Annotated in this window: 14 protein-coding genes; 8 read left to right on the top strand and 6 right to left on the bottom strand. The window is 47.7% G+C overall.

Translation table 11 applies throughout. The features are described 5' to 3' along the window. Position 1: 1 nt before the first annotated feature. Positions 2–703 (top strand): putative metalloprotease CJM1_0395 family protein, encoded by a 702-nt coding sequence (locus tag AWU56_RS07720; RefSeq protein ID WP_286682176.1) that lies wholly within the window; start codon positions 2–4, stop codon positions 701–703. Here the strand turns inward: AWU56_RS07720 and AWU56_RS07715 are convergent. Both AWU56_RS07715 and greB read right to left on the bottom strand, forming a co-directional pair. After that, positions 700–3,006, bottom strand: a complete 2,307-nt coding sequence (locus AWU56_RS07715; protein WP_286682175.1) for a Tex family protein — start codon at positions 3,004–3,006, stop codon at positions 700–702. The two genes, AWU56_RS07720 and AWU56_RS07715, sit on opposite strands and share 4 nt — an antisense overlap. Before the next feature lie 34 nt (positions 3,007–3,040). Next, complete coding sequence (gene greB / locus AWU56_RS07710; protein WP_286682174.1) at positions 3,041–3,550, bottom strand: transcription elongation factor GreB; 510 nt, start codon at positions 3,548–3,550, stop codon at positions 3,041–3,043. A gap of 97 nt (positions 3,551–3,647) precedes the next feature. On the opposite strand from greB, the gene AWU56_RS07705 reads away from it, so the two are divergent. The 5 genes from AWU56_RS07705 to envZ all read left to right on the top strand — a co-directional run bounded on the left by AWU56_RS07705 (position 3,648) and on the right by envZ (position 12,559). After that, entirely contained in the window at positions 3,648–6,194 is a 2,547-nt protein-coding gene (locus tag AWU56_RS07705) for an EAL domain-containing protein (protein ID WP_286682173.1), read from the top strand. 40 nt (positions 6,195–6,234) lie between these two features. Then, positions 6,235–7,236 (top strand): efflux RND transporter periplasmic adaptor subunit, encoded by a 1,002-nt coding sequence (locus tag AWU56_RS07700; protein WP_286682172.1) that lies wholly within the window; start codon positions 6,235–6,237, stop codon positions 7,234–7,236. Then, complete coding sequence (locus AWU56_RS07695; RefSeq protein WP_286682171.1) at positions 7,229–10,435, top strand: efflux RND transporter permease subunit; 3,207 nt, start codon at positions 7,229–7,231, stop codon at positions 10,433–10,435. Before AWU56_RS07700 ends, AWU56_RS07695 begins: the two co-directional genes overlap by 8 nt. A gap of 85 nt (positions 10,436–10,520) precedes the next feature. Further along, on the top strand, positions 10,521–11,246 hold the full coding sequence (gene ompR, locus AWU56_RS07690; RefSeq protein WP_286682170.1) for an osmolarity response regulator transcription factor OmpR: 726 nt from the start codon (positions 10,521–10,523) through the stop codon (positions 11,244–11,246). Beyond that, positions 11,246–12,559 (top strand): two-component system sensor histidine kinase EnvZ, encoded by a 1,314-nt coding sequence (gene envZ, locus AWU56_RS07685; protein ID WP_286682169.1) that lies wholly within the window; start codon positions 11,246–11,248, stop codon positions 12,557–12,559. Before ompR ends, envZ begins: the two co-directional genes overlap by 1 nt. Here envZ and sthA read toward each other — a convergent pair. Beyond that, a complete protein-coding gene (gene sthA, locus AWU56_RS07680) occupies positions 12,556–13,971 on the bottom strand; it encodes a Si-specific NAD(P)(+) transhydrogenase (RefSeq protein ID WP_040487486.1) in 1,416 nt (471 codons plus the stop codon). The two genes, envZ and sthA, sit on opposite strands and share 4 nt — an antisense overlap. 151 nt (positions 13,972–14,122) lie before the next feature. On the opposite strand from sthA, the gene nudE reads away from it, so the two are divergent. Together nudE and cysQ are read left to right on the top strand one after the other, a co-directional pair. Next, positions 14,123–14,671, top strand: a complete 549-nt coding sequence (gene nudE / locus AWU56_RS07675) for an ADP compounds hydrolase NudE (RefSeq protein ID WP_006953812.1) — start codon at positions 14,123–14,125, stop codon at positions 14,669–14,671. 11 nt (positions 14,672–14,682) lie between these two features. After that, positions 14,683–15,516, top strand: coding sequence for a 3'(2'),5'-bisphosphate nucleotidase CysQ (gene cysQ / locus AWU56_RS07670; RefSeq protein WP_006953811.1), 834 nt, complete (start codon positions 14,683–14,685; stop codon positions 15,514–15,516). Here the strand turns inward: cysQ and AWU56_RS07665 are convergent. From AWU56_RS07665 to AWU56_RS07655, 3 genes are read right to left on the bottom strand one after another with little or no spacing between them, the layout of a single operon-like run. After that, positions 15,503–15,736 carry a YheU family protein gene (locus tag AWU56_RS07665; RefSeq protein WP_006953810.1) on the bottom strand — a complete coding sequence of 78 codons (234 nt, stop codon included), beginning with the start codon at positions 15,734–15,736 and terminating at the stop codon, positions 15,503–15,505. The two genes, cysQ and AWU56_RS07665, sit on opposite strands and share 14 nt — an antisense overlap. Further along, positions 15,733–16,722, bottom strand: a complete 990-nt coding sequence (locus tag AWU56_RS07660) for a hydrolase (protein WP_286682168.1) — start codon at positions 16,720–16,722, stop codon at positions 15,733–15,735. Before AWU56_RS07660 ends, AWU56_RS07665 begins: the two co-directional genes overlap by 4 nt. Further along, positions 16,719–18,644, bottom strand: coding sequence for an ATP-binding cassette domain-containing protein (locus AWU56_RS07655; protein ID WP_286682167.1), 1,926 nt, complete (start codon positions 18,642–18,644; stop codon positions 16,719–16,721). The genes AWU56_RS07660 and AWU56_RS07655 overlap by 4 nt, the downstream gene beginning before the upstream one ends. Between the last annotated feature and the right edge of the window lie 108 nt (positions 18,645–18,752).

Raw genomic sequence — 18,752 nt, 5'->3', positions numbered from 1 at the left:
TTTGAATATTTCACCTGCACTGCCATCGTTTCCTCCTTTATCTCCTCCAGCCAGAGAGCAATTAGCAGGAGACAACCAACAGCGTCCCGCGGTTACTCAACCTGAACCGACTCAAGGTGAGCATGGTACCGAGTCACAGGCTGAGGGTAAGCGTGATGATGTCCAGCAAGGGGTAAATCAACGCTCAAGTCATGAGGAGATTCAGGCGCTTGAAGAACTGCAGCGACTGGAGCGACGAGACCAAGAAGTCCGAGTGCACGAGCAGGCGCATGCGGCCATAGGAGGTCGTTATGCTGGCGCCCCTAGCTATGAATACGAGCGCGGCAGTAATGGAAAGTCCTACGCTGTCGCCGGAGAGGTTCAGATTGATGTCAGCGTCGTCGAAGGCAACCCACAAGCAACCATCGAAAAAATGGCGGTTGTAAGGCGTGCTGCACTTGCACCTGCGCAACCGTCTAGCGCTGATAGGGCTATTGCGGCTGAGGCTTCACAAAAAGAGGCTCAAGCACGCGCGGAATTGAATCAACAAGACTCAAAACCTAAATCGTCGCGTCAAACAGAGACGAGTACAGAGGCAGAAGATAAAGACTCTGACGAAGAGAAATCAGTTGCAGCGTCTGAAACAACGCAACGTGTGGTTGAGGCTAAGTATCAGAAAGCAACGAGCCCGAGTGTAGACTCGGGCTTTCAAGTTGTTGCCTAACCTTTTTTTGCTTTGGCAAAGGCATCTGCAAACGCACTGCCCATTGCGGAGGATGCGTTGTCGACAGGCTTTTTCTTCGGCTTAGAAGGTGCACCCGACTTATTCTTTGAAGTCGGTTTTTTCACGGGCGCAGGCTGGTCATCCTTACGCATGCTCAAGCCGATACGTTTTCTATCGATATCGACTTCGACGACGCGCACGGTAACAATGTCACCCGCTTTGACGATATCTCGTGGATCACTGACAAAGGTATCAGCAAGTGCAGAAATATGTACCAGACCGTCCTGATGCACACCGATATCAACAAACGCACCAAAATTAGCGACATTTGTTACAACACCCTCTAACGTCATGCCGGGCTCGAGATCTGAAACCTTTTCAACCCCTTCTTTGAACTGTGCTGTTTTGAATTCAGGGCGAGGATCGCGTCCCGGCTTTTCGAGTTCACGCACGATATCCCGCAACGTTGGTAAGCCGACGGTATCGGTGACAAAGGCATTTAGATCGAGTTGCTCTATTGCTGACTTGTTACCAACGAGCTGGTCAAGTGCAATGCCTGCTTTGTTAGCCATCGCCTCAACAATGTGATAAGACTCTGGGTGGACAGCCGAGGCGTCGAGTAGGTGCTCGCCTTCATTTATTCGCATGAAGCCGGCACTCTGTTCGAATGCTTTAGGGCCCATGCGAGGTACGTCCATTAAAATTTTACGAGAAGAAAAGGCACCATGCATGTCACGAAACTCGACGATATTTTTCGCTAACGTTTTCGACAGACCTGCCACACGTTGCAGCAACGCTGCTGAAGCACGGTTAACGTCGACGCCGACAGCGTTTACGCAGTCCTCTACAACGGCATCAAGACTTTGCGCGAGTTGAGCTTGGCTCACGTCATGTTGATACTGACCAACACCAATTGATTTGGGCTCTATTTTTACTAACTCTGCAAGAGGGTCTTGTAAACGGCGGGCGATCGAGACAGCGCCACGCAGTGCAACATCCATCTCAGGAAACTCTTGTGCAGCAAGTTCGGAGGCAGAATAAACGGAAGCGCCCGCCTCATTGACCATCACTTTAGTCGCTTTCACGTCAGCGTTCCCTTTTAGCATCTCTGCGACTAAGCTATCGGTCTCACGAGAGTGAGTGCCGTTACCTATACTGATCAGTTCGACTTTGTGTTGCTTGCATAGCCCAGCAAGTGTGCGTATTGCTTTATCTTTTTGATTTTGTGGCTGGAAAGGAAACACCGTATTTGTATCGAGCACTTTGCCCGTTTCATCGATGACAGCGACTTTAACACCTGTTCTAACCCCTGGGTCGAGTCCCATGGTGCGTTTCGCTCCAGCGGGTGCTGCCATGAGTAGATCCGCTAAGTTATTAGCAAACACTTGAATCGCCGCGGTTTCGGCCTGTTCACGCACGCGCGCCATGAGTTCGGTTTCTAAGTGGAGTGATAGTTTGACCTTCCATGTCCACTGTACGACTTGACCACGCCAAGCATCAGCGGGGCGACGTTGATCAGAAAAGCCGACAAAATCGGCAATCATCTGCTCGACCTCAGCATCTTTTTGTGTTTCCAGCGTGGGTGCAGGATCTAACGATAGTTGTAAGATACCCTCATTGCGTCCGCGAAATAACGCAAGGGCGCGATGAGATGGTATATGGTTAAAGGCTTCAGTAAAGTCAAAATAGTCTCTGAACTTACTGCCTTCAGTCTCTTTGCCTTTAACCACTTGCGCGCGCAAATGAGCGTGCGTCCAAAGATGGTTTCTGAGCTGCTTTAGCAATTCGGCTTGCTCCGAGAACCGTTCCATCAGAATGGCTCTCGCGCCATCTAAGGCGTCTTTCGCGTCATTAATTTTGTGTTCTGCATTAAGAAACTCGGTAGCGGTCTCATCGGGCGTTAAGTCGGGATTCTGCCAAAGTTTATCGGCTAGAGGCTCTAGGCCTGCTTCAATCGCAATTTGGCCTTTAGTTCGACGCTTCGGTTTGTAGGGTAAATACAGGTCTTCAAGTTCAGTTTTGGTTTCCGCGGCATTAATTTTTGCCGCCAGATCGTTACTGAGCTTTCCTTGCTCTTCGACTGATCGAAGGATTACGCCCCGACGTTCCTCAAGCTCTGTTAGGTAATTCAACCTTTGATGCGCTTGGCGTAACTGAGTGTCGTCGAGACCCCCCGTAAGCTCTTTCCGATAACGCGCAATAAACGGGATGGTCGCGCCTTCATCAAGTAATTTGATGACGGCAGCAATTTGCTTTTGTTGCACATTAAGTTCTTGCGCGATTTGCAGACTAATTCGTTCCATAAGGTGCTCTACTTCTCAATCCAACGGACCTTTATTAGTTCGGGGCTTTATTGTCGCCGCACGACTCATCAAAGGCATGATATTGTATTTTGTTGACGAACCAACATTGTTCGCCTTTCGGGGTCACAACAGTGACTTCATCATCAACATGTTTTTTTAAAAGTGCTCTTGCCATTGGCGCATCGATAGACACAACGTCTTTCGAATCATAGATTTCATCCGGACCAACGATCTGAAAACGACGGATTGTACCTTGCTCGTCCTCTATCTCAACAAATGCGCCAAAAAATACTTGCCCGTCTTGTTGAGGTGAATAGTCAACCACTTTGAGTTGGTCAAGACGTTTTGTCAGGTAGCGAATACGACTGTCTATCCGGCGTAATTTTTGTTTGTTGTATTTATAATCGGCGTTTTCGCTTCGATCGCCAAGGCTTGCCGCCCACGACACTTTTTCCACAGTTTCGCGCCGCTCTACTCGCCATAGTTGGTTGAGTTCACGTTGCAACATATCAAAGCCACGTCGAGTGATAAGATTGGTTTTCATAATTATTTAATGAATGTTATATATAGATTAATAAGTATGCACGCTGCCTGTAGATGCGTGTTGTCATTCGACCTAATCTTTAGCAAAGGACCATCAGTTGCGCAGAGTACTCACGTTTCTTATTGGCCTCAGTTTATACGTTCCGGCAAGTGATGTCTTTGCTGATTCCGTAAAGCATCTGAAAGTTGGGGTGTACGACAATCCGCCCAAGCTTATGCTAACAGAAGAGGGTAACATCTCAGGTATTTTGGGTGACTTACTCGTTCACATTAGTCAGCAACAGGACTGGCAATTGACACCTGTGAGGTGTCGATTCGCCGACTGCTTAGCGCTACTTGAAGCCGGACACATTGATATTTTGCCTGACGTGGCGATGACGCCCTCACGTAATCAATTCATTTCGACCCATAGTGAACCCGCGTTGCTTAGTTGGTCAAAAATATATACTCGGTCGGGTGCCAATATTCGCGATATTTTTGATCTCGAAAATAAACGGATTGCCGTCGTAAAAGATTCGGTTCAGCAAAGCTATTTGACAGATATCGCCACGGGGTTTGATACACCGCTTATCTTAGTACCCGTGGAAAGCTTCGAGAAAGGCTTTGAACAGGTACTAAATGCAGAAGTGGATGCGGTGGCGAGCAACCAATTTTTTGGTGACAACTATGTGATGGATAAGGCGCTCGATAGCACGCCAATCGTATTTATGCCGACTGAGCTTTACTACGCTGTACCTAAAGGTCAACACCGAGATGTACTGAGGGTGATAGACAGCAGACTCAAATCGTTAAAAGCGAATAGTAAATCAGCGTACTATCAGATACTGGATCAGTACGCGCCTACGGCAAGCTTTATCAAGTTACCCAACTGGATATGGTATATAATAGCCGCACTCCTGTTATCCACGGTCGGGTTTATTATCTTCAACCGTATGTTGACACGCCGCGTCGCTGACAAAACACGTCAGTTGGCGGTGAGTGAAAAGCGACTTGAAGTCATTCTCAATAGTGTTGATGGCTGTATCTTTATTAAAGATCTTGATCTTAAATATCAATACGCAAACCAACGTTGTGCCGATTTATTGCAGATCCCGGTCGAGCAAATCTATGGATGCAATGATTACGAGCTGTTTGCAGAACCGCTGGCAGACTTTTTAACTGAAAAGGACCGTCATGTTCTTCGCACACGCAAACGGCTCGCGTATCAAGAGCAACATGTTGATCCAAAAACCGGCGAAGAACGCTTGCTCTGGTCGGTTAAAGTGCCCCTTATCGGACCTGACGGACATTTGAATGGTCTTTGTGGTATCGCTACCGACGTGTCCGAGTACGAGGCGCTAAAATCACAGGTGAATAAGCTTGCGAAGTTCGATGCTCTGACCAATTTAGGCAATCGCCAAACGTTAATCGAGCATTTATCCGACCGTTATTCAAAACACTCTTCGAAATCTACCGACTGGCTCATGTTCATTGATATTGATCAGTTTAAGACATTTAATGACCGTTACGGTCACGACATTGGTGACCAACTATTAAAGCAAGTGGGTGAACGTATCAGGTCTCACTGCCGCGCTGGGGAATTTGTTGGTCGCTTAGGAGCCGATGAGTTCTATTGTCTGAGCCAAACGCTGGGTCATCAATCTCGCCTAAGCGGGTTTGATGAGTGGCTCAATCAACTTGAAGTTAAACTCGGTGCGCCATTCGTAGTGGATGACACTCAACTTTTTGTCTCTTTTAGTTTCGGAGTTGTTCGCCTGGCCGATTGCAAGGACTACATTGAGGCCATGAAGGCCGCTGATTTATCGGTTCAGCATGCGAAAGTTTCAGGTGGGGCGTGTATTAGATTCTTTAATGAAGATATGCAGCAAGAGTTTAATCAGCGTCAGTTGCTTCTTGACGCGTTAAAAAGCGCAATAACACACGAGCAGTTGACCCTTCATTACCAACCCCAATATTTACATAACGGTGAAGGACCTGCACGTTGTATTGGTTTTGAAGCCTTACTCAGGTGGTATGACGACGAGCATGGGCAAGTATCTCCCGCTGATTTTATTCCGCTTGCGGAGTCTAATGGCTTAATGTCACAGCTTCATTTTGTTGTTATGAACCAAGTGATGGCTGATATGGATAACCTGTCGACTTGCTTTGATCATGATGATTGGATAGTGGCGATAAATGTGAGCGCAAGCCAGTTGAGAGCGAGTAATTTCTTAAGCGATCTGAAGCACCGCGTTGCTACTGAACCTCGACTTGCTCGTCATCTCGAACTGGAAGTTACGGAAAGCGTATTGATTGAGGATATTGATGGAATTGCTCAATTGATGAGAGAGATATCGTCAATCGGTATTCAGTTTGCTCTTGATGACTTCGGTACGGGGTATTCCTCTCTGATTTATCTCAAGTTATTGCCGCTTAGACGGTTGAAAATTGACCAAGGTTTTGTCAAAGATCTCTTGTCAGATCGCAGTGATGAGGCGATTGTTAAGACAGTAATTGCTTTGGCAGATGGTCTAGGCTTAGAAACTATTGCTGAAGGCGTAGAAACTAAAGCGCAGCAACAGAGACTCGTGGCAATGGGCTGTAAGCAACTCCAAGGTTATTATCTAGGACGACCTGAGCCGCTAGCGCATTGGCGAAAAGACTGATATTATCATTATATCTAAAAACATATTGTAAGAGGTTGAAATGACCAGCCTACGTTTCCTCTTGATAGTGTCTACGCTATTTTTGAGCTTCACTACTGTTGCGCAGCAATCGATAGAAGCGATGGCAACACAGCAGCCCGAGTGGCTAAAATTAAATGGCGTTGTCGAAGCGACGCAGCGCTCCACGGTTTCTGCACAAACAGCGGGAACTGTTGTAGAGCTGCCTTTTGATGTCGACGATATGGTGCCACAAGGCGAGCTGATAGTACGACTAGAGGACTCAGAACAAAGAGCGCGCTTGCAACAACGTGAAGCCGGGTTATCCAGTGCTGAAGCGACACTGAGCCAGACTCGGAAGCAATATGAACGTGTGCAGCAACTATTTGAGCAGAATGTCGCGTCCACCTCGGAGTTAGATCAGGCCAAAACCGCACTTGATCGAGCTCAATCAGCTGTAAAGCAAGCTAAGGCAGCGGTTGAAGAAGCGCAAAAACAACTCTCTTATACTCGGGTAAAAGCGCCCTATGCCGGCATCGTGACGGATCGTTGGGTTGAATTGGGCGAGTCGGTACAACCGGGGCAGCGTTTGATCACTGGTTTATCACTCGAACAACTCCGTGTCGTGGTTGAGGTGCCTCAGCAGTTTAATGCCACAGCCAGAAATTTCTCGACTGCAAAAATTGCCTTGGGCGACGGCGCGTTTATCGACGCAAATCAATTGACGTTTTTTCCCTACGCTGAACTGCCTAGCCATAGTTTTAGACTACGTATGATGATGCCATCACAAGGCCTGCGTGTATTACCCGGTTCTGCGGTTGATGTATGGTTAAAAATAGGTGAACGCACCGTTATTGAAGTTCCCCGGTCGGCCGTGCGTATCGACGGCGAGCTGCGAGCGGTCTACGTAATGGACAGCAAAAAAGGTCCTCAATTAAGACAAGTGTACACTGGACGTGTGGATCAGCAACAGGTTGAGATTCAAGCCGGGCTCAAGGCGGGCGAACGTGTGCTAGAAGATTGGAGTCAGATCCATTATGAGTAACGCTGATTCTCTCGGTCCGTCGGGCCATATAGCCCGTATTTTTCAGCATTCTCAGTTGACACCGCTGATTATCTTATTAGCTGTTGTATTGGGCGTTATCGCTGTTTGGGTGACGCCGAAAGAGGAGGAACCGCAGATTGATGTCACGATGGCGGATGTCATGGTGGCATTCCCGGGGGCGAGTCGACAGCAAGTCGAGAGTCTGATTACCACTCCTGGAGAACAAGTTCTCAGCGAAATGTCCGATGTCGAGCATGTTTACTCGGTTGCTAGCCCGGGGATGGGTATTCTGACTGTTCAATTTGAGGTTGGACTGTCGCGACAGCAAGCTTTAGTGCGCTTGTATAATAAAGTGCAGTCAAATGCCGATTGGTTTCCTACGCAGTTAGGTATTGGACAACCTATCATTAAACCGAAAGGCATTGATGACGTGCCGATTATGACGCTGACTTTGCGTGGGAAGGATTCGGTAAAAAGCGCTCAATCATTAACAGCGATCGCACACCGCCTTGAAATCGCGCTTAAGCAGATCCCTGGCACTCGCGACATAAGAACGCTTGGCAGCGTAGCCCGGTCAGTCAACTTAACCATTCAACCTGCTGCGTTAGCGCGCTACAAGGTATCGATTGAGTCGTTACAGCAAGCCTTACAGCAGAGCAATATGGTCAGCGTAGAGCAACGTATTGTAGCCAACGGGCAGTCGATTCCATTACAAGTAGGCCAGCCACTGAGTTCAATCGAAGACTTAAAACAGGTTGTTGTCGCCACTTATGATAATGCGCCCGTATATTTGAGTGATGTTGCAGATGTGAGTGACTCGGATGTGCAAGTCCATCATTCAGTACTGAGCTCAGGAGGGTCGGTCGATGCACCCGCAGTCACAATCACAGTTGCCAAAAAACCGGGCGAAAATGCAATCGATGTAGCAGAATCGGTTAAATCAAGTTTGGATAAGTTGCAAAACCGACTGATTCCGGCAGATGTCGATGTACAAATTACCCGAAACTATGGGCAAACCGCAGCTGAAAAGTCCACTAAGCTGATTACTGATCTTATTTCGGCAACCGTCTCAGTGATTGTACTTGTACTATTGACCATGGGTTGGCGCCAATCGTTAATTGTTGGTGTTGTCGTCCTAGTGACGCTGTTGTTTACTCTGGTTTTTAGCTGGTTTTGGGGCTTCACTCTTAACCGGGTATCTTTGTTCGCACTGATATTCTCAATCGGCATTTTAGTCGATGATGGTATTGTCATCACCGAGAATATTCACCGCCGCTTGGGGCTTTCAAAACAGCCGGCTAAGACGTTAATTCCACAAGCTGTAGATGAAGTGGGTTCACCAACTATCATGGCAACGTTAACGATCATTGCAGCGTTATTACCAATGGCGTTTGTTTCAGGGTTGATGGGTCCATATATGAGTCCGATACCGATTAATGCATCCGCCGGTATGGTTTTCTCCCAGTTGATGGCATTCATCGTTGCACCATGGTTAGCACTGCGTCTGTTAAAGAGCCAGCGTCATGACAACAATAATACGTCCGACCCAGAGGATGGTGCACCCGATAAAGTTTTAAATGTGTTTAATCGCGTGTTAGGTGCATTTATAGGTTCGCAATATCGCAAACGACGTTTTTTCTTGGGATTAGGTATTTTCGGGCTGTTAATAGGAAGTATTCTTTTGCCTGTCAATCAGGCGGTGCTCCTTAAGATGCTTCCCTTTGACAATAAGTCTGAACTTCAGATTGTATTAGATATGCCCGAGTCAAGCTCAGCGCTTGAGACTCAGCGAGTACTGGGCGAAATGACAGATTTTTTAGATACCGTCGATGAAGTCGAGGGTTGGCAACGCTACGCTGGCACCGCAAGTCCTATCAACTTCAATGGTTTGGTACGCCAATATTATTTACGCAGCGCACCCTATCAAGGTGATATACAGGTTCAGCTACAGCATAAGTCAGACCGTGAACGTGATTCACATACCATCGCCTTAGCTATCCGGAATACGTTGACAGAGATTGCTGAGCATAATGGCGGTCGTGTCAAAGTGGTCGAAGTGCCACCGGGGCCACCGGTTTTCGCACCCATTGTAGCGGAGATCTATGGTGGCACGATGGCCGCTCAAGCGGCGCTGGCAGAAAAACTGACTCAGTTGATGCAGGGTGTACCGGGTGTTGTTGATGTCGATAGTTCGATAACTGAGTCGGCTCCTAAATGGCAATTGACGATTGATCGTGACGCCGCGGCCAAAGCGGGGCTGTCACAAGCGAACGCAGCGCAAACGGTAGAAACGCTGAGTGGCGGAAAACCAGCCGGCTATTTAAATGATCCCTACGCGAAGTATGCCGTACCGATTTGGCTGCAACTACCATCGGAAATGCGAGCTAGTCAAAACGACTGGTTGAGCCTGCCTATTGTCAGCCGAGCAGGTGATTCGATTCCCCTGAGTAGCTTTGCGCAATTTGAACAGCAGCAATGGCAAGGTAGTATCTACCACAAAGATTTGCGACCCGTAACTTATGTGCAGGGTAATATGGCTGGCGAAACGGATTCGCCGATTTACGGTATGCTAGCCATCGCCGATCAGGTGTCTAAGCTGGAGAACGCGCCCGAGCAATATTTTATTAATGAGCCGAGTGCCGAAGGCCCAGTCGCCATCAAATGGGAAGGTGAATGGCAAATTACCTATGAAACCTTTCGCGACATGGGCATCGCCTACAGTGTTGGCATATTTATGATTTTTGTTCTGCTCGTGGCACAATTCCGCTCTTATTTGATGCCTTTGGTGATCATGTCTCCAATACCACTGACTTTAGTCGGAATTCTGCCGGGTCACTGGTTACTGGATAAAGAGTTCACCGCCACATCAATGATTGGCATGATTGCGTTAGCAGGTATTATTGTGCGTAATTCAATTCTGATTGTGGTCTTTATTCGACAGCGTATTGCCCGCGGTATGGCGTTGGAAAAGGCGGTTGTGCTCGCAGGAGCTGTAAGGTTAAAGCCGATTGCTTTAACAGCGATATCAGCCATGGTGGGGGCCTACTTTATCCTGAGTGACCCTATCTTTAATGGCCTAGCGATATCGCTCATCTTTGGTCTTGCTGTATCAACGTTACTGACATTAGTGGTCGTGCCGTTACTTTATTATGCACTCTACCCTTGGCTTGCAGACAGCCGCTCTTTGGCGCAAGATTGACACATTTGTTAACACACGCGAGCTTCATTAGTGATGGATCTCGCGCTATCTTAACAGTCTAGAAAGGTTTAAGTCAGGGAACATCATGGGTCAGGAAACGTTTAAAATATTGGTTGTCGATGACGACGCACGTTTACGTTCGCTCTTAGAGCGCTACTTAAATGAACAAGGTTTTCAGGTGCGCGTTGCATCGGATGCTGAACAAATGGATCGCCTGTTAACGCGAGAAAACTATCATTTATTAGTACTTGATTTAATGCTGCCGGGCGAAGATGGCTTATCAATTTGCAAACGTCTACGTCAGGCGAATAACACGATTCCAGTGATTATGCTGACAGCCAAAGGTGATGAAGTCGATCGTATTATTGGTCTGGAGCTCGGCGCGGATGATTATTTAGCAAAACCGTTCAATCCGCGCGAATTGCTGGCGCGTATTCGTGCTGTGCTGCGGCGCCGAGGTGTAGAAGCACCAGGTGCTCCTTCACAAGATGACCAAGAAATTACCTTTGGAACCTATCGACTTAATCTCGGCACTCGCGAAATGTTTGACGGTGATACACCGATGCCACTGACCAGTGGTGAGTTTGCCGTACTCAAAGCGCTCGTGAGTCATCCTCGTGAACCGCTCTCGCGCGATAAGCTAATGAACTTAGCTCGCGGAAGAGACTACAGTGCTCTCGAGCGCTCTATCGATGTGCAAGTATCTCGTCTACGCCGCATGCTCGAAACGGATCCAGCTAAACCCCGCTACATCCAAACGGTATGGGGTTTAGGTTATGTATTCGTACCCGATGGAAAGCTTAAAAATTAATGAAGTTATTTCCTAAATCGGCATTTGCCCGTACGGTCGGTTTGCTTGCACTGGTTTTGTTATTGAATCAAATAGTGTCGTATTTGATGGTAAGTAACTACGTTGTAAAGCCGTCTATTGAGCAAATGTCGCAATTGGTCGCTAAACAAATACGCACTATGTTTATTAGCGATCGCGTTCTATCGAGTCAAAATGAGTCACTTGCTGTAGCGTTTTACAATGCTACGGGCATTCGTGTATTTTCAGATGAACAAGCAGAAGTTGAAGGCTTAGAAAAGACGACTTATTACGGTTACTTATCTAGTTTAATGTCAAAGCATTTAAATGGACCGGCAGAGGTACGCGTCTCGCAGGGGCAAGCATTTTTCATTTGGGTAAAGCCACCGCAAGCGCCGCGATATTGGGTAAGAGTGCCATTAGAAAGTCTTCACTCTGGCGAATTTTCACCGCTAGTTATCTACCTTGTCGTAATTGGTGTACTTAGCGTTCTGGGCGGGATTCTGTTTGCGAATTGGCTCAATCGACCACTCAAAGCGCTTGAAAACGCGGCTCAACAGGTGGGGCGAGGTGAGTTCCCTGAGCAGTTGAGTGAGAAAGGCGCCAGTGAAATCATGTCAGTGACGAAGGCATTTAACCAGATGTCGCGTGGGATTAAAGAGCTGGAAAATGATCGTAACCTGTTGATGGCAGGGGTCTCACACGATCTAAGAACACCCCTCACACGCATTCGTTTAGCTGCGGAAATGATGCCCGAATCGGAAGATTACTTGGCGAGAGGAATCGTCGAGGATGTCGATGATATGAATGATATCATCGATCAGTTTATTGACTATGTGCGGCTTGATCAGCAAGAAAAGGCATCGCGTGAATCTTTAAATGAGTTGCTCGAGCAAACGCTGGCAAACTTGCCCGATAGTTGGGAGAAAACGTTCAGTGCTGATTTGGGCGATTGCCCTCTTGTTTGGGTACGTCCGCTATCGATAAAACGAGTGGTCGTGAACTTGTTAGAAAATGCAGAGCGTTATGGGCGCAGCAAAGCCTGTGTGCGGTCGGGATACGACAAGCAGAGTAAAACCGTGTGGTTTTCGGTCGCTGATGATGGTCCGGGCATTCCTGAAGAGCAACAACAGAGCTTGTTCCAACCCTTTACACAAGGTGATAAAGCGCGCGGTGGAGTGGGATCTGGTCTAGGCTTGGCTATCATTAAGCGCATCGTCGACCGCCACAATGGTCGTATTACACTGCGGAATCAAGATGAAGGCGGGCTCTGCGTGCGTATCGATTTGCCGCTACGCAAAGCCCATTCGGGTTAGTTTCCGAGCCGGTTAATACCATTCAAAGCTGCTACCCGGTATGCTTCTGCCATGGTTGGATAGTTAAACGTTGTATTAACGAAATAATCAACAGTGTTACCACCGTTCTTCTGTTCCATAATGGCTTGACCGATATGAATGATTTCTGAAGCGCGCTCGCCAAAACAATGCAAACCAAGAATCTCACGGGATTCGCGATGGAAGAGAATTTTCAAACAACCGACATCGTTACCAGATATTTGCGCGCGCGCGAGGTGTTTGAATTGTGCTCTACCGACTTCGTAAGGTACTTTGGCTTCTGTAAGTTCTTCTTCAGATTTTCCAACGGAACTGATCTCGGGGATCGTATAAATGCCGGTCGGGATGTTCGATATTAACGCCTTATCACAGCTACCGTGTAATAGCGCGGTGGCGCAAATGCGACCTTGATCATAGGCAGCACTCGCCAAACTAGGATAGCCAATTATATCGCCGACGGCGTATATATTATCGACCTGAGTGCGATAATTTTCATCCACTTCCAGTTGTCCACGATAGTTCGGTTTTAGCCCGACGGCGTCGCAATTGAGCGCCTCAATATTACCGGAGCGGCCATTAGCAAACAGCAAACAGTCGGCTTGCATGACTTTGCCAGATTTTGTTTTAAGAATAACTTTATCGTCATACCCCCGAATACTTTCATACTCTTCGTTATGACGAATGACCACACCGTTATTCCGTAAATGGTAGCTTAATGCGTCTGATATTTCGGCATCTAAGAATGATAGTAAGCGCTCACGTTGGTTGATGAGATCAACTTTAACGCCCATGCCTCGGAAAATACTTGCGTATTCGCTTCCGATAACACCCGCACCGTAAATCAAAATATTTTTAGGATCATGGTTAAGGCTTAAAACAGTGTCGGAATCGTAAATACGTGGATGGTCAAAGTCGATATCGGTTGGATGATAAGGACGTGAGCCTGTGGCAATGACGATTTGGTCAACATTCAGAAAATCGAATGAGCCATCATTTTTGGTCACTTTAAGGCGATTTTGATCGATGAACGATGCATTACCGTGAATAACGGTGACATGGTTGCGGTCGTAAAACGAAGACCGCAATTTAACTTGTTTGCGAATGACGCCCGATGCGTAATGCAGAATCTGCGAGAATGTCATGCCACTTTGCCAACCCACGCCAGTAAATAGTGGGCTATTATTGTATTCAATCAGTCGACTTACAGAGTGCCGTAGCGCCTTTGAGGGAATCGTTCCCCAGTGCGTGCAGCCTCCACCTATAGAATCGTGACGTTCAATGACCGCGACTTTCTTACCATTTTTGGCAAGCTGCATAGCAGCGCCTTCGCCGCCGGGACCTGTCCCGATAACGGCAACATCAAAATTTGCTTCGGTTGCTTTATGTTTAGTCACCTTCCACCTCACTGCTGATCCTGCTTGAAATGCTTTCTATATCATAACATTAGCGGCAGTTATGCGCCTAATGTGAATATTTTTGTCAGGTTTAATACTAGCGTTAGCGTTTTGAGACGTTATAGTAGGGGGAGCATAGGAGGAGCAGTACATGGCATCACGACAAGTTCCTAAAGTACTTAAACGCGAAGTAGTTGCGCAAAGTCGCTTGCTACGTATCGAAGCCGTCGATCTTAAATTCAGTAATGGTGAGCAGCGACAATTCGAGCGCATGCAGGGGAGCGGGCGTGGCGCTGTCATGGTTGTACCGTTTGTTGACGACCAGCACATTATGCTCATTCGGGAATACGCAGCCGGCCTGCATGATTACCAACTTGGCTTTCCGAAGGGACTCATCGATCCCGGCGAAACACCTGAGCAAGCAGCTCAACGAGAGCTTAAAGAAGAGATTGGTTTTGGCTGTGAAGAACTTAATCGACTTGCCGAAGTCACCATGGCCCCTCAGTTTTTTTCCGCTAAGATGACGTTGTTTACTGCACGCTCACTTTATCCTGAGCAGCTTGCTGGCGACGAGCCGGAACCCCTTGAGCAAATTGTTTGGTCACTCGATAACGTAGATGAGCTCCTCGCACAACCGGATTTCACAGAAGCGCGAAGTGTCGCGGCATTATTGATGACTTTACGCCAATTAAAAAAATAAAGGTACGAACTGTGCAATTTAGTTTAACTGAGATTGCTGAAAAACTCGCCGAAGTCGCTCGTGATGCTGGTAAACTCGTCATGGAACTCTATGATAGCGGCGCATTTGCAACGGCTGAAAAGGCCGATGAATCGCCCGTTACCACTGCTGATATCAAAGCCAGCGAGTTCATTGTTGCCTCCCTCAAAAAGGCATTTCCAAATATTCCGGTGTTATCCGAAGAAAGTCGTCATGAGAAACTCAGTACACGGGCAGGCTGGTCCTCTTACTTTTTAATTGACCCCATTGATGGGACGCAAGAGTTTATTGCTCGGTCTGGAGACTTTGCAGTCAACATTGCCTACATTGAAGAAAGGCAGCCCAGCATTGGCGTTATTTATTGGCCACCAGGTGAAACACTCTATTCAGCAATAAGAGAGCAGGGTGCCTACAAGCATGCACTGGGACAAAAGCAGGCGATTTCGGTCCGAAAGCTGAACGATCCTCAACATGATCCCCTGATATTAGCTATAAGCCGCCGTCAGCCGCGACACAAAGTGATGGCGCGTGTTCAAACCGAACGCGATATTCAGCCTTTGCCAACAGGGAGTTGTTCATTAAAAGCCTGCTTTATTGCTGAGGGAAAAGCAGACTGCTTTTTGCGGTTAGGACCCACCGGTGAGTGGGATACTGCTGCGTCTCAAGTCATTGTAACTGAGGCAGGGGGCAGTTTATTAAATGAAAATTTCGAGCCGATTACTTATAACGAAACTGAAAGTTTACTGAACCCTAACTTTTATGTTTTGGGCGACCCTGAGGTGGACTGGCAAGCTGTGTTTATAGCTCACCCACCTAACTTTCGTTGAGATCGCCGGTGACAGCGTCTTTATCGACAATGTCGACGGTCTCGTGAAGCTCTGAATAAACCAGTACTGCTTGGCCTTCTTTTAGGCGCGAATGCAATTGTTCAACTTTGGTTGCTAAGCTAAGCTCGCGCTCACCATAATCGGTGCCTTCTCGCAAAATAACGGCTTCAATAATATTGTTGAGCGTTTCGGCGTCGAGTTCTTGCCACGGTATCATCATAATTGTTCTGCCTCTTTCTCACTCACCCACTTCACTAATCTCGTTGGAAGCCAACTGTAAAACCGATGTTGATAATTAATAAATCCCATGTGCCCGCCATGTGGATGTTTTTCATAAGTAACGTGCGGGTTCATTTCGTCTAGATGAGGTACGACATCGGGACCTAAAAACGGATCGTCATTGGCATGCACAATCAATGTCGGTTTCCTAACTTGTTTAAGAAACTGTTTTCCGCTGGCGCGATGATAATAATCCTCAACGTCATTAAATCCATGCAGTGGTGCCGTCACCTTATCATCGAACTCCAGAAAACTCGTCATTTTGTTCACATCTAGGCTATTAAGCTCCGTACAATCCTTGAACATGCCACGTTGCTGTTTAATTGTGAACTTCTGTTTAAGTGGAGTCAGGAGGTACTTTCGGTAGAGACGTGAAAAACCGCGATCAATTCGCTTTGAGCAGCTCATCAAGTCAAGTGGCGCACAACACACCGCAGCGCTGGTCAGGACATCAGCCAATTCGGTACTCATCAATTGTACAAGCATGTTACCGCCCAAGCTAAAACCGATAGTATGTATTGACCGGTTAGGATAGCGCTCTCTCAATGCCACGATGACGGCTGTTGGGTCGCCGATATCACCCGAGTGATAAGCTCGCGGCAAGCGATTAATCGGTGTTTTACCACACCCACGGAAGTGCATAACAACTGAGTCGATGCCGTGCTCCGCAAGCTCCTCCATCGTTTGCCAAATATAGGGGGAGTCTACAGACCCTTCGAGACCGTGAAACAACACCACCAGCGGTCGTTGGCTATCAGGAGTTGCGTGGGGATGCCAGCACAACTCGATGAAGTCACCATCGTTGAGCGCAAAAGTCTCCCATTGACCGTACCATTGGCGGCGACGGAAAACCAAGCGAGGAAGTAATGTTTGAATGTGTGGCGGTCGCAGCCAGGCACTTGGGTTGAATGATTCGATAGTGCTCATCCGAGCGTGTCCTGTTCAAACTTTTCAGTCATTTCAGCAAGCGCTTCTTCAGCTTCCATCCAGCGCGATTCGAGTCGGTCCTGTTCGGTCTGTAAATTACGTTGCTCATCAAGTAACTTATTTAATTTATGCTTATTTTCGGTCTCATAAATCGTACTCTCGGAGAGTGACTGATGAACCTCTGCCAATGCTTCAGCGATTTTTTCTAGCTGTGTCTCAGATTGGGCGATAGTGTCTCGGAGGGGCTTTGTCTCCTTGCGAAACTCGGCGTCGCGTCGCTTTTGTTCTTTGCGATCGAGCTTAGTATCGCTGTGTGTGCTCGTGTTACTCGTGCTTTTGTCACGCCGTTGTTTCGCTTGCTGCTCGAGCCACTCGTGGTATTGATCTAAGTCGCCTGGAAATGGCTCTACGCTTCCATCGTGTACGCGATAGAATTCGTCGACCGTTGTGCGGAGTAGGTGACGATCATGCGATACTACAATAAGTGCTCCCTCAAACGCTTGCAAAGCGTTAACGAGCGCGTCGCGTAAACCAATATCTAAATGGTTGGTGGGCTCATCGAGCAAAAGAAGGTTAGGCTTTTGATAAATGATAAGCGCCAGAGCTAATCTTGCTTTTTCGCCTCCAGACATGGGAGCGACAGGTGCCAGCGCTTGGTCACCTGAAAAACCGAAGCCACCAATAAAGTCGCGTAGCTGTTGTTCCGTGGCATGACTATCCAAACGTTGTAGATGTAACAATGGGGAAGCTTCGGGATCGAGTGCTTCGAGTTGATGCTGGGCAAAGTAGCCGATAGAGACACCCTGGCTGAGGGTTCGCTCGCCTGCAAGCGGTTCGAGCGCGCCAGATAGGGTTTTAATTAACGTCGATTTACCCGCTCCGTTACGCCCAAGCAACCCCATTCGGGTGCCGGGCACTAGATTGAGTTTAATGTTCTCAAGAATGACGGTTTCGCCATAGCCCGCTTTTACTTCACGCATATTAATGAGCGGGTTAGGTAATTTAGTCGGCGGCAAGAATTCAAAGTCGATACCCCGCTCGGCCTGCAGGGGGGCTTGGACTGACAGCTTCTCAATCGCTTTTAAGCGGCTTTGTGCTTGCTTGGCTTTACTCGCTTTATAACGAAACCGGTCTACATAAGCCTGCATATGTTTTTTAATGGCTTGTGCTTTTTCGTATGCACTTTGCTGTTGCATGAGGTGTTCGGCGCGCTGGTGCTCAAATTGTGAGTAGTTACCGGTGTAGCTCGAGATACCTTGGTTCTCCACATGCAGAATATCAGTGGCGACATTATCCAAGAAATCACGATCATGCGAAATGATAACCAAAGTGCCTGAGTAGCTTTTTAGCCATGATTCGAGCCAAAAAATAGCATCAACATCTAAGTGGTTAGTAGGCTCATCCAGCAACATCAGGTCAGATGGGGCAATCAATGCTTGCGCCAAATTAAGACGCATACGCCATCCACCAGAAAAGGCACTTACCGGCTGCTCAATCTGCTCTGGTAGAAAGCCTAAGCCATCGAGCAACATCGCTGCGCGCGAACGAATATCGTACGCGCCGAGTTGAGCCAATTGCTCATGACTATGCGCAATGGCATGACCATCTCCCTTAGTTTCGGCTGCTTGCAGAGCTTGCTCGGCCGCCCGAAAACCTTGATCGCCGTCCATCACGTAATCAATAGCTGAACGCGCTAGGGCGGGGGTTTCCTGAGCAACGCTAGCGATTCGCCATTCGTTGGGTAGTTGCAACTCGCCCTCTTCAAGTTGTAACTCGTCACGAAAAAGCGCAAATAGCGAGGATTTACCACAGCCATTTTTACCAATCAAACCGATCCGGTGTTGGGGAAAGATCGTAAAACTGGTATCCGAAAGCAGCGTTTTTCCGCCGCGCATTAATGAAATGTGATTGGCTTTTATCATGGTTAATGTCTATTCAATCCTCAACTGCGAGCGTGAATGGGCGTCTGCCAATTTCATGGGCTGACCAACTTAACTATGGTAACATTGACCGAGTAGTTTATGACATAG

It is taken from the genome of Idiomarina sp. T82-3 (assembly GCF_001577655.1).
Classification (GTDB): Bacteria; Pseudomonadota; Gammaproteobacteria; order Enterobacterales; family Alteromonadaceae; genus Idiomarina; species Idiomarina baltica.
This window is presented reverse-complemented; position numbering and strand designations above follow the sequence as displayed.

Coding starts and splice junctions, on each gene's coding strand:
- ompR (WP_286682170.1), top strand. CDS start 10,521: ATGGGTCAGGAAACGTTTAAAATATTGGTTGTCGATGACGACGCACGT.
- greB (WP_286682174.1), bottom strand. CDS start 3,550: ATGAAAACCAATCTTATCACTCGACGTGGCTTTGATATGTTGCAACGT.
- AWU56_RS07655 (WP_286682167.1), bottom strand. CDS start 18,644: ATGATAAAAGCCAATCACATTTCATTAATGCGCGGCGGAAAAACGCTG.
- AWU56_RS07665 (WP_006953810.1), bottom strand. CDS start 15,736: ATGATGATACCGTGGCAAGAACTCGACGCCGAAACGCTCAACAATATT.
- AWU56_RS07700 (WP_286682172.1), top strand. CDS start 6,235: ATGACCAGCCTACGTTTCCTCTTGATAGTGTCTACGCTATTTTTGAGC.
- AWU56_RS07660 (WP_286682168.1), bottom strand. CDS start 16,722: ATGAGCACTATCGAATCATTCAACCCAAGTGCCTGGCTGCGACCGCCA.
- envZ (WP_286682169.1), top strand. CDS start 11,246: ATGAAGTTATTTCCTAAATCGGCATTTGCCCGTACGGTCGGTTTGCTT.
- AWU56_RS07715 (WP_286682175.1), bottom strand. CDS start 3,006: ATGGAACGAATTAGTCTGCAAATCGCGCAAGAACTTAATGTGCAACAA.
- AWU56_RS07695 (WP_286682171.1), top strand. CDS start 7,229: ATGAGTAACGCTGATTCTCTCGGTCCGTCGGGCCATATAGCCCGTATT.
- nudE (WP_006953812.1), top strand. CDS start 14,123: ATGGCATCACGACAAGTTCCTAAAGTACTTAAACGCGAAGTAGTTGCG.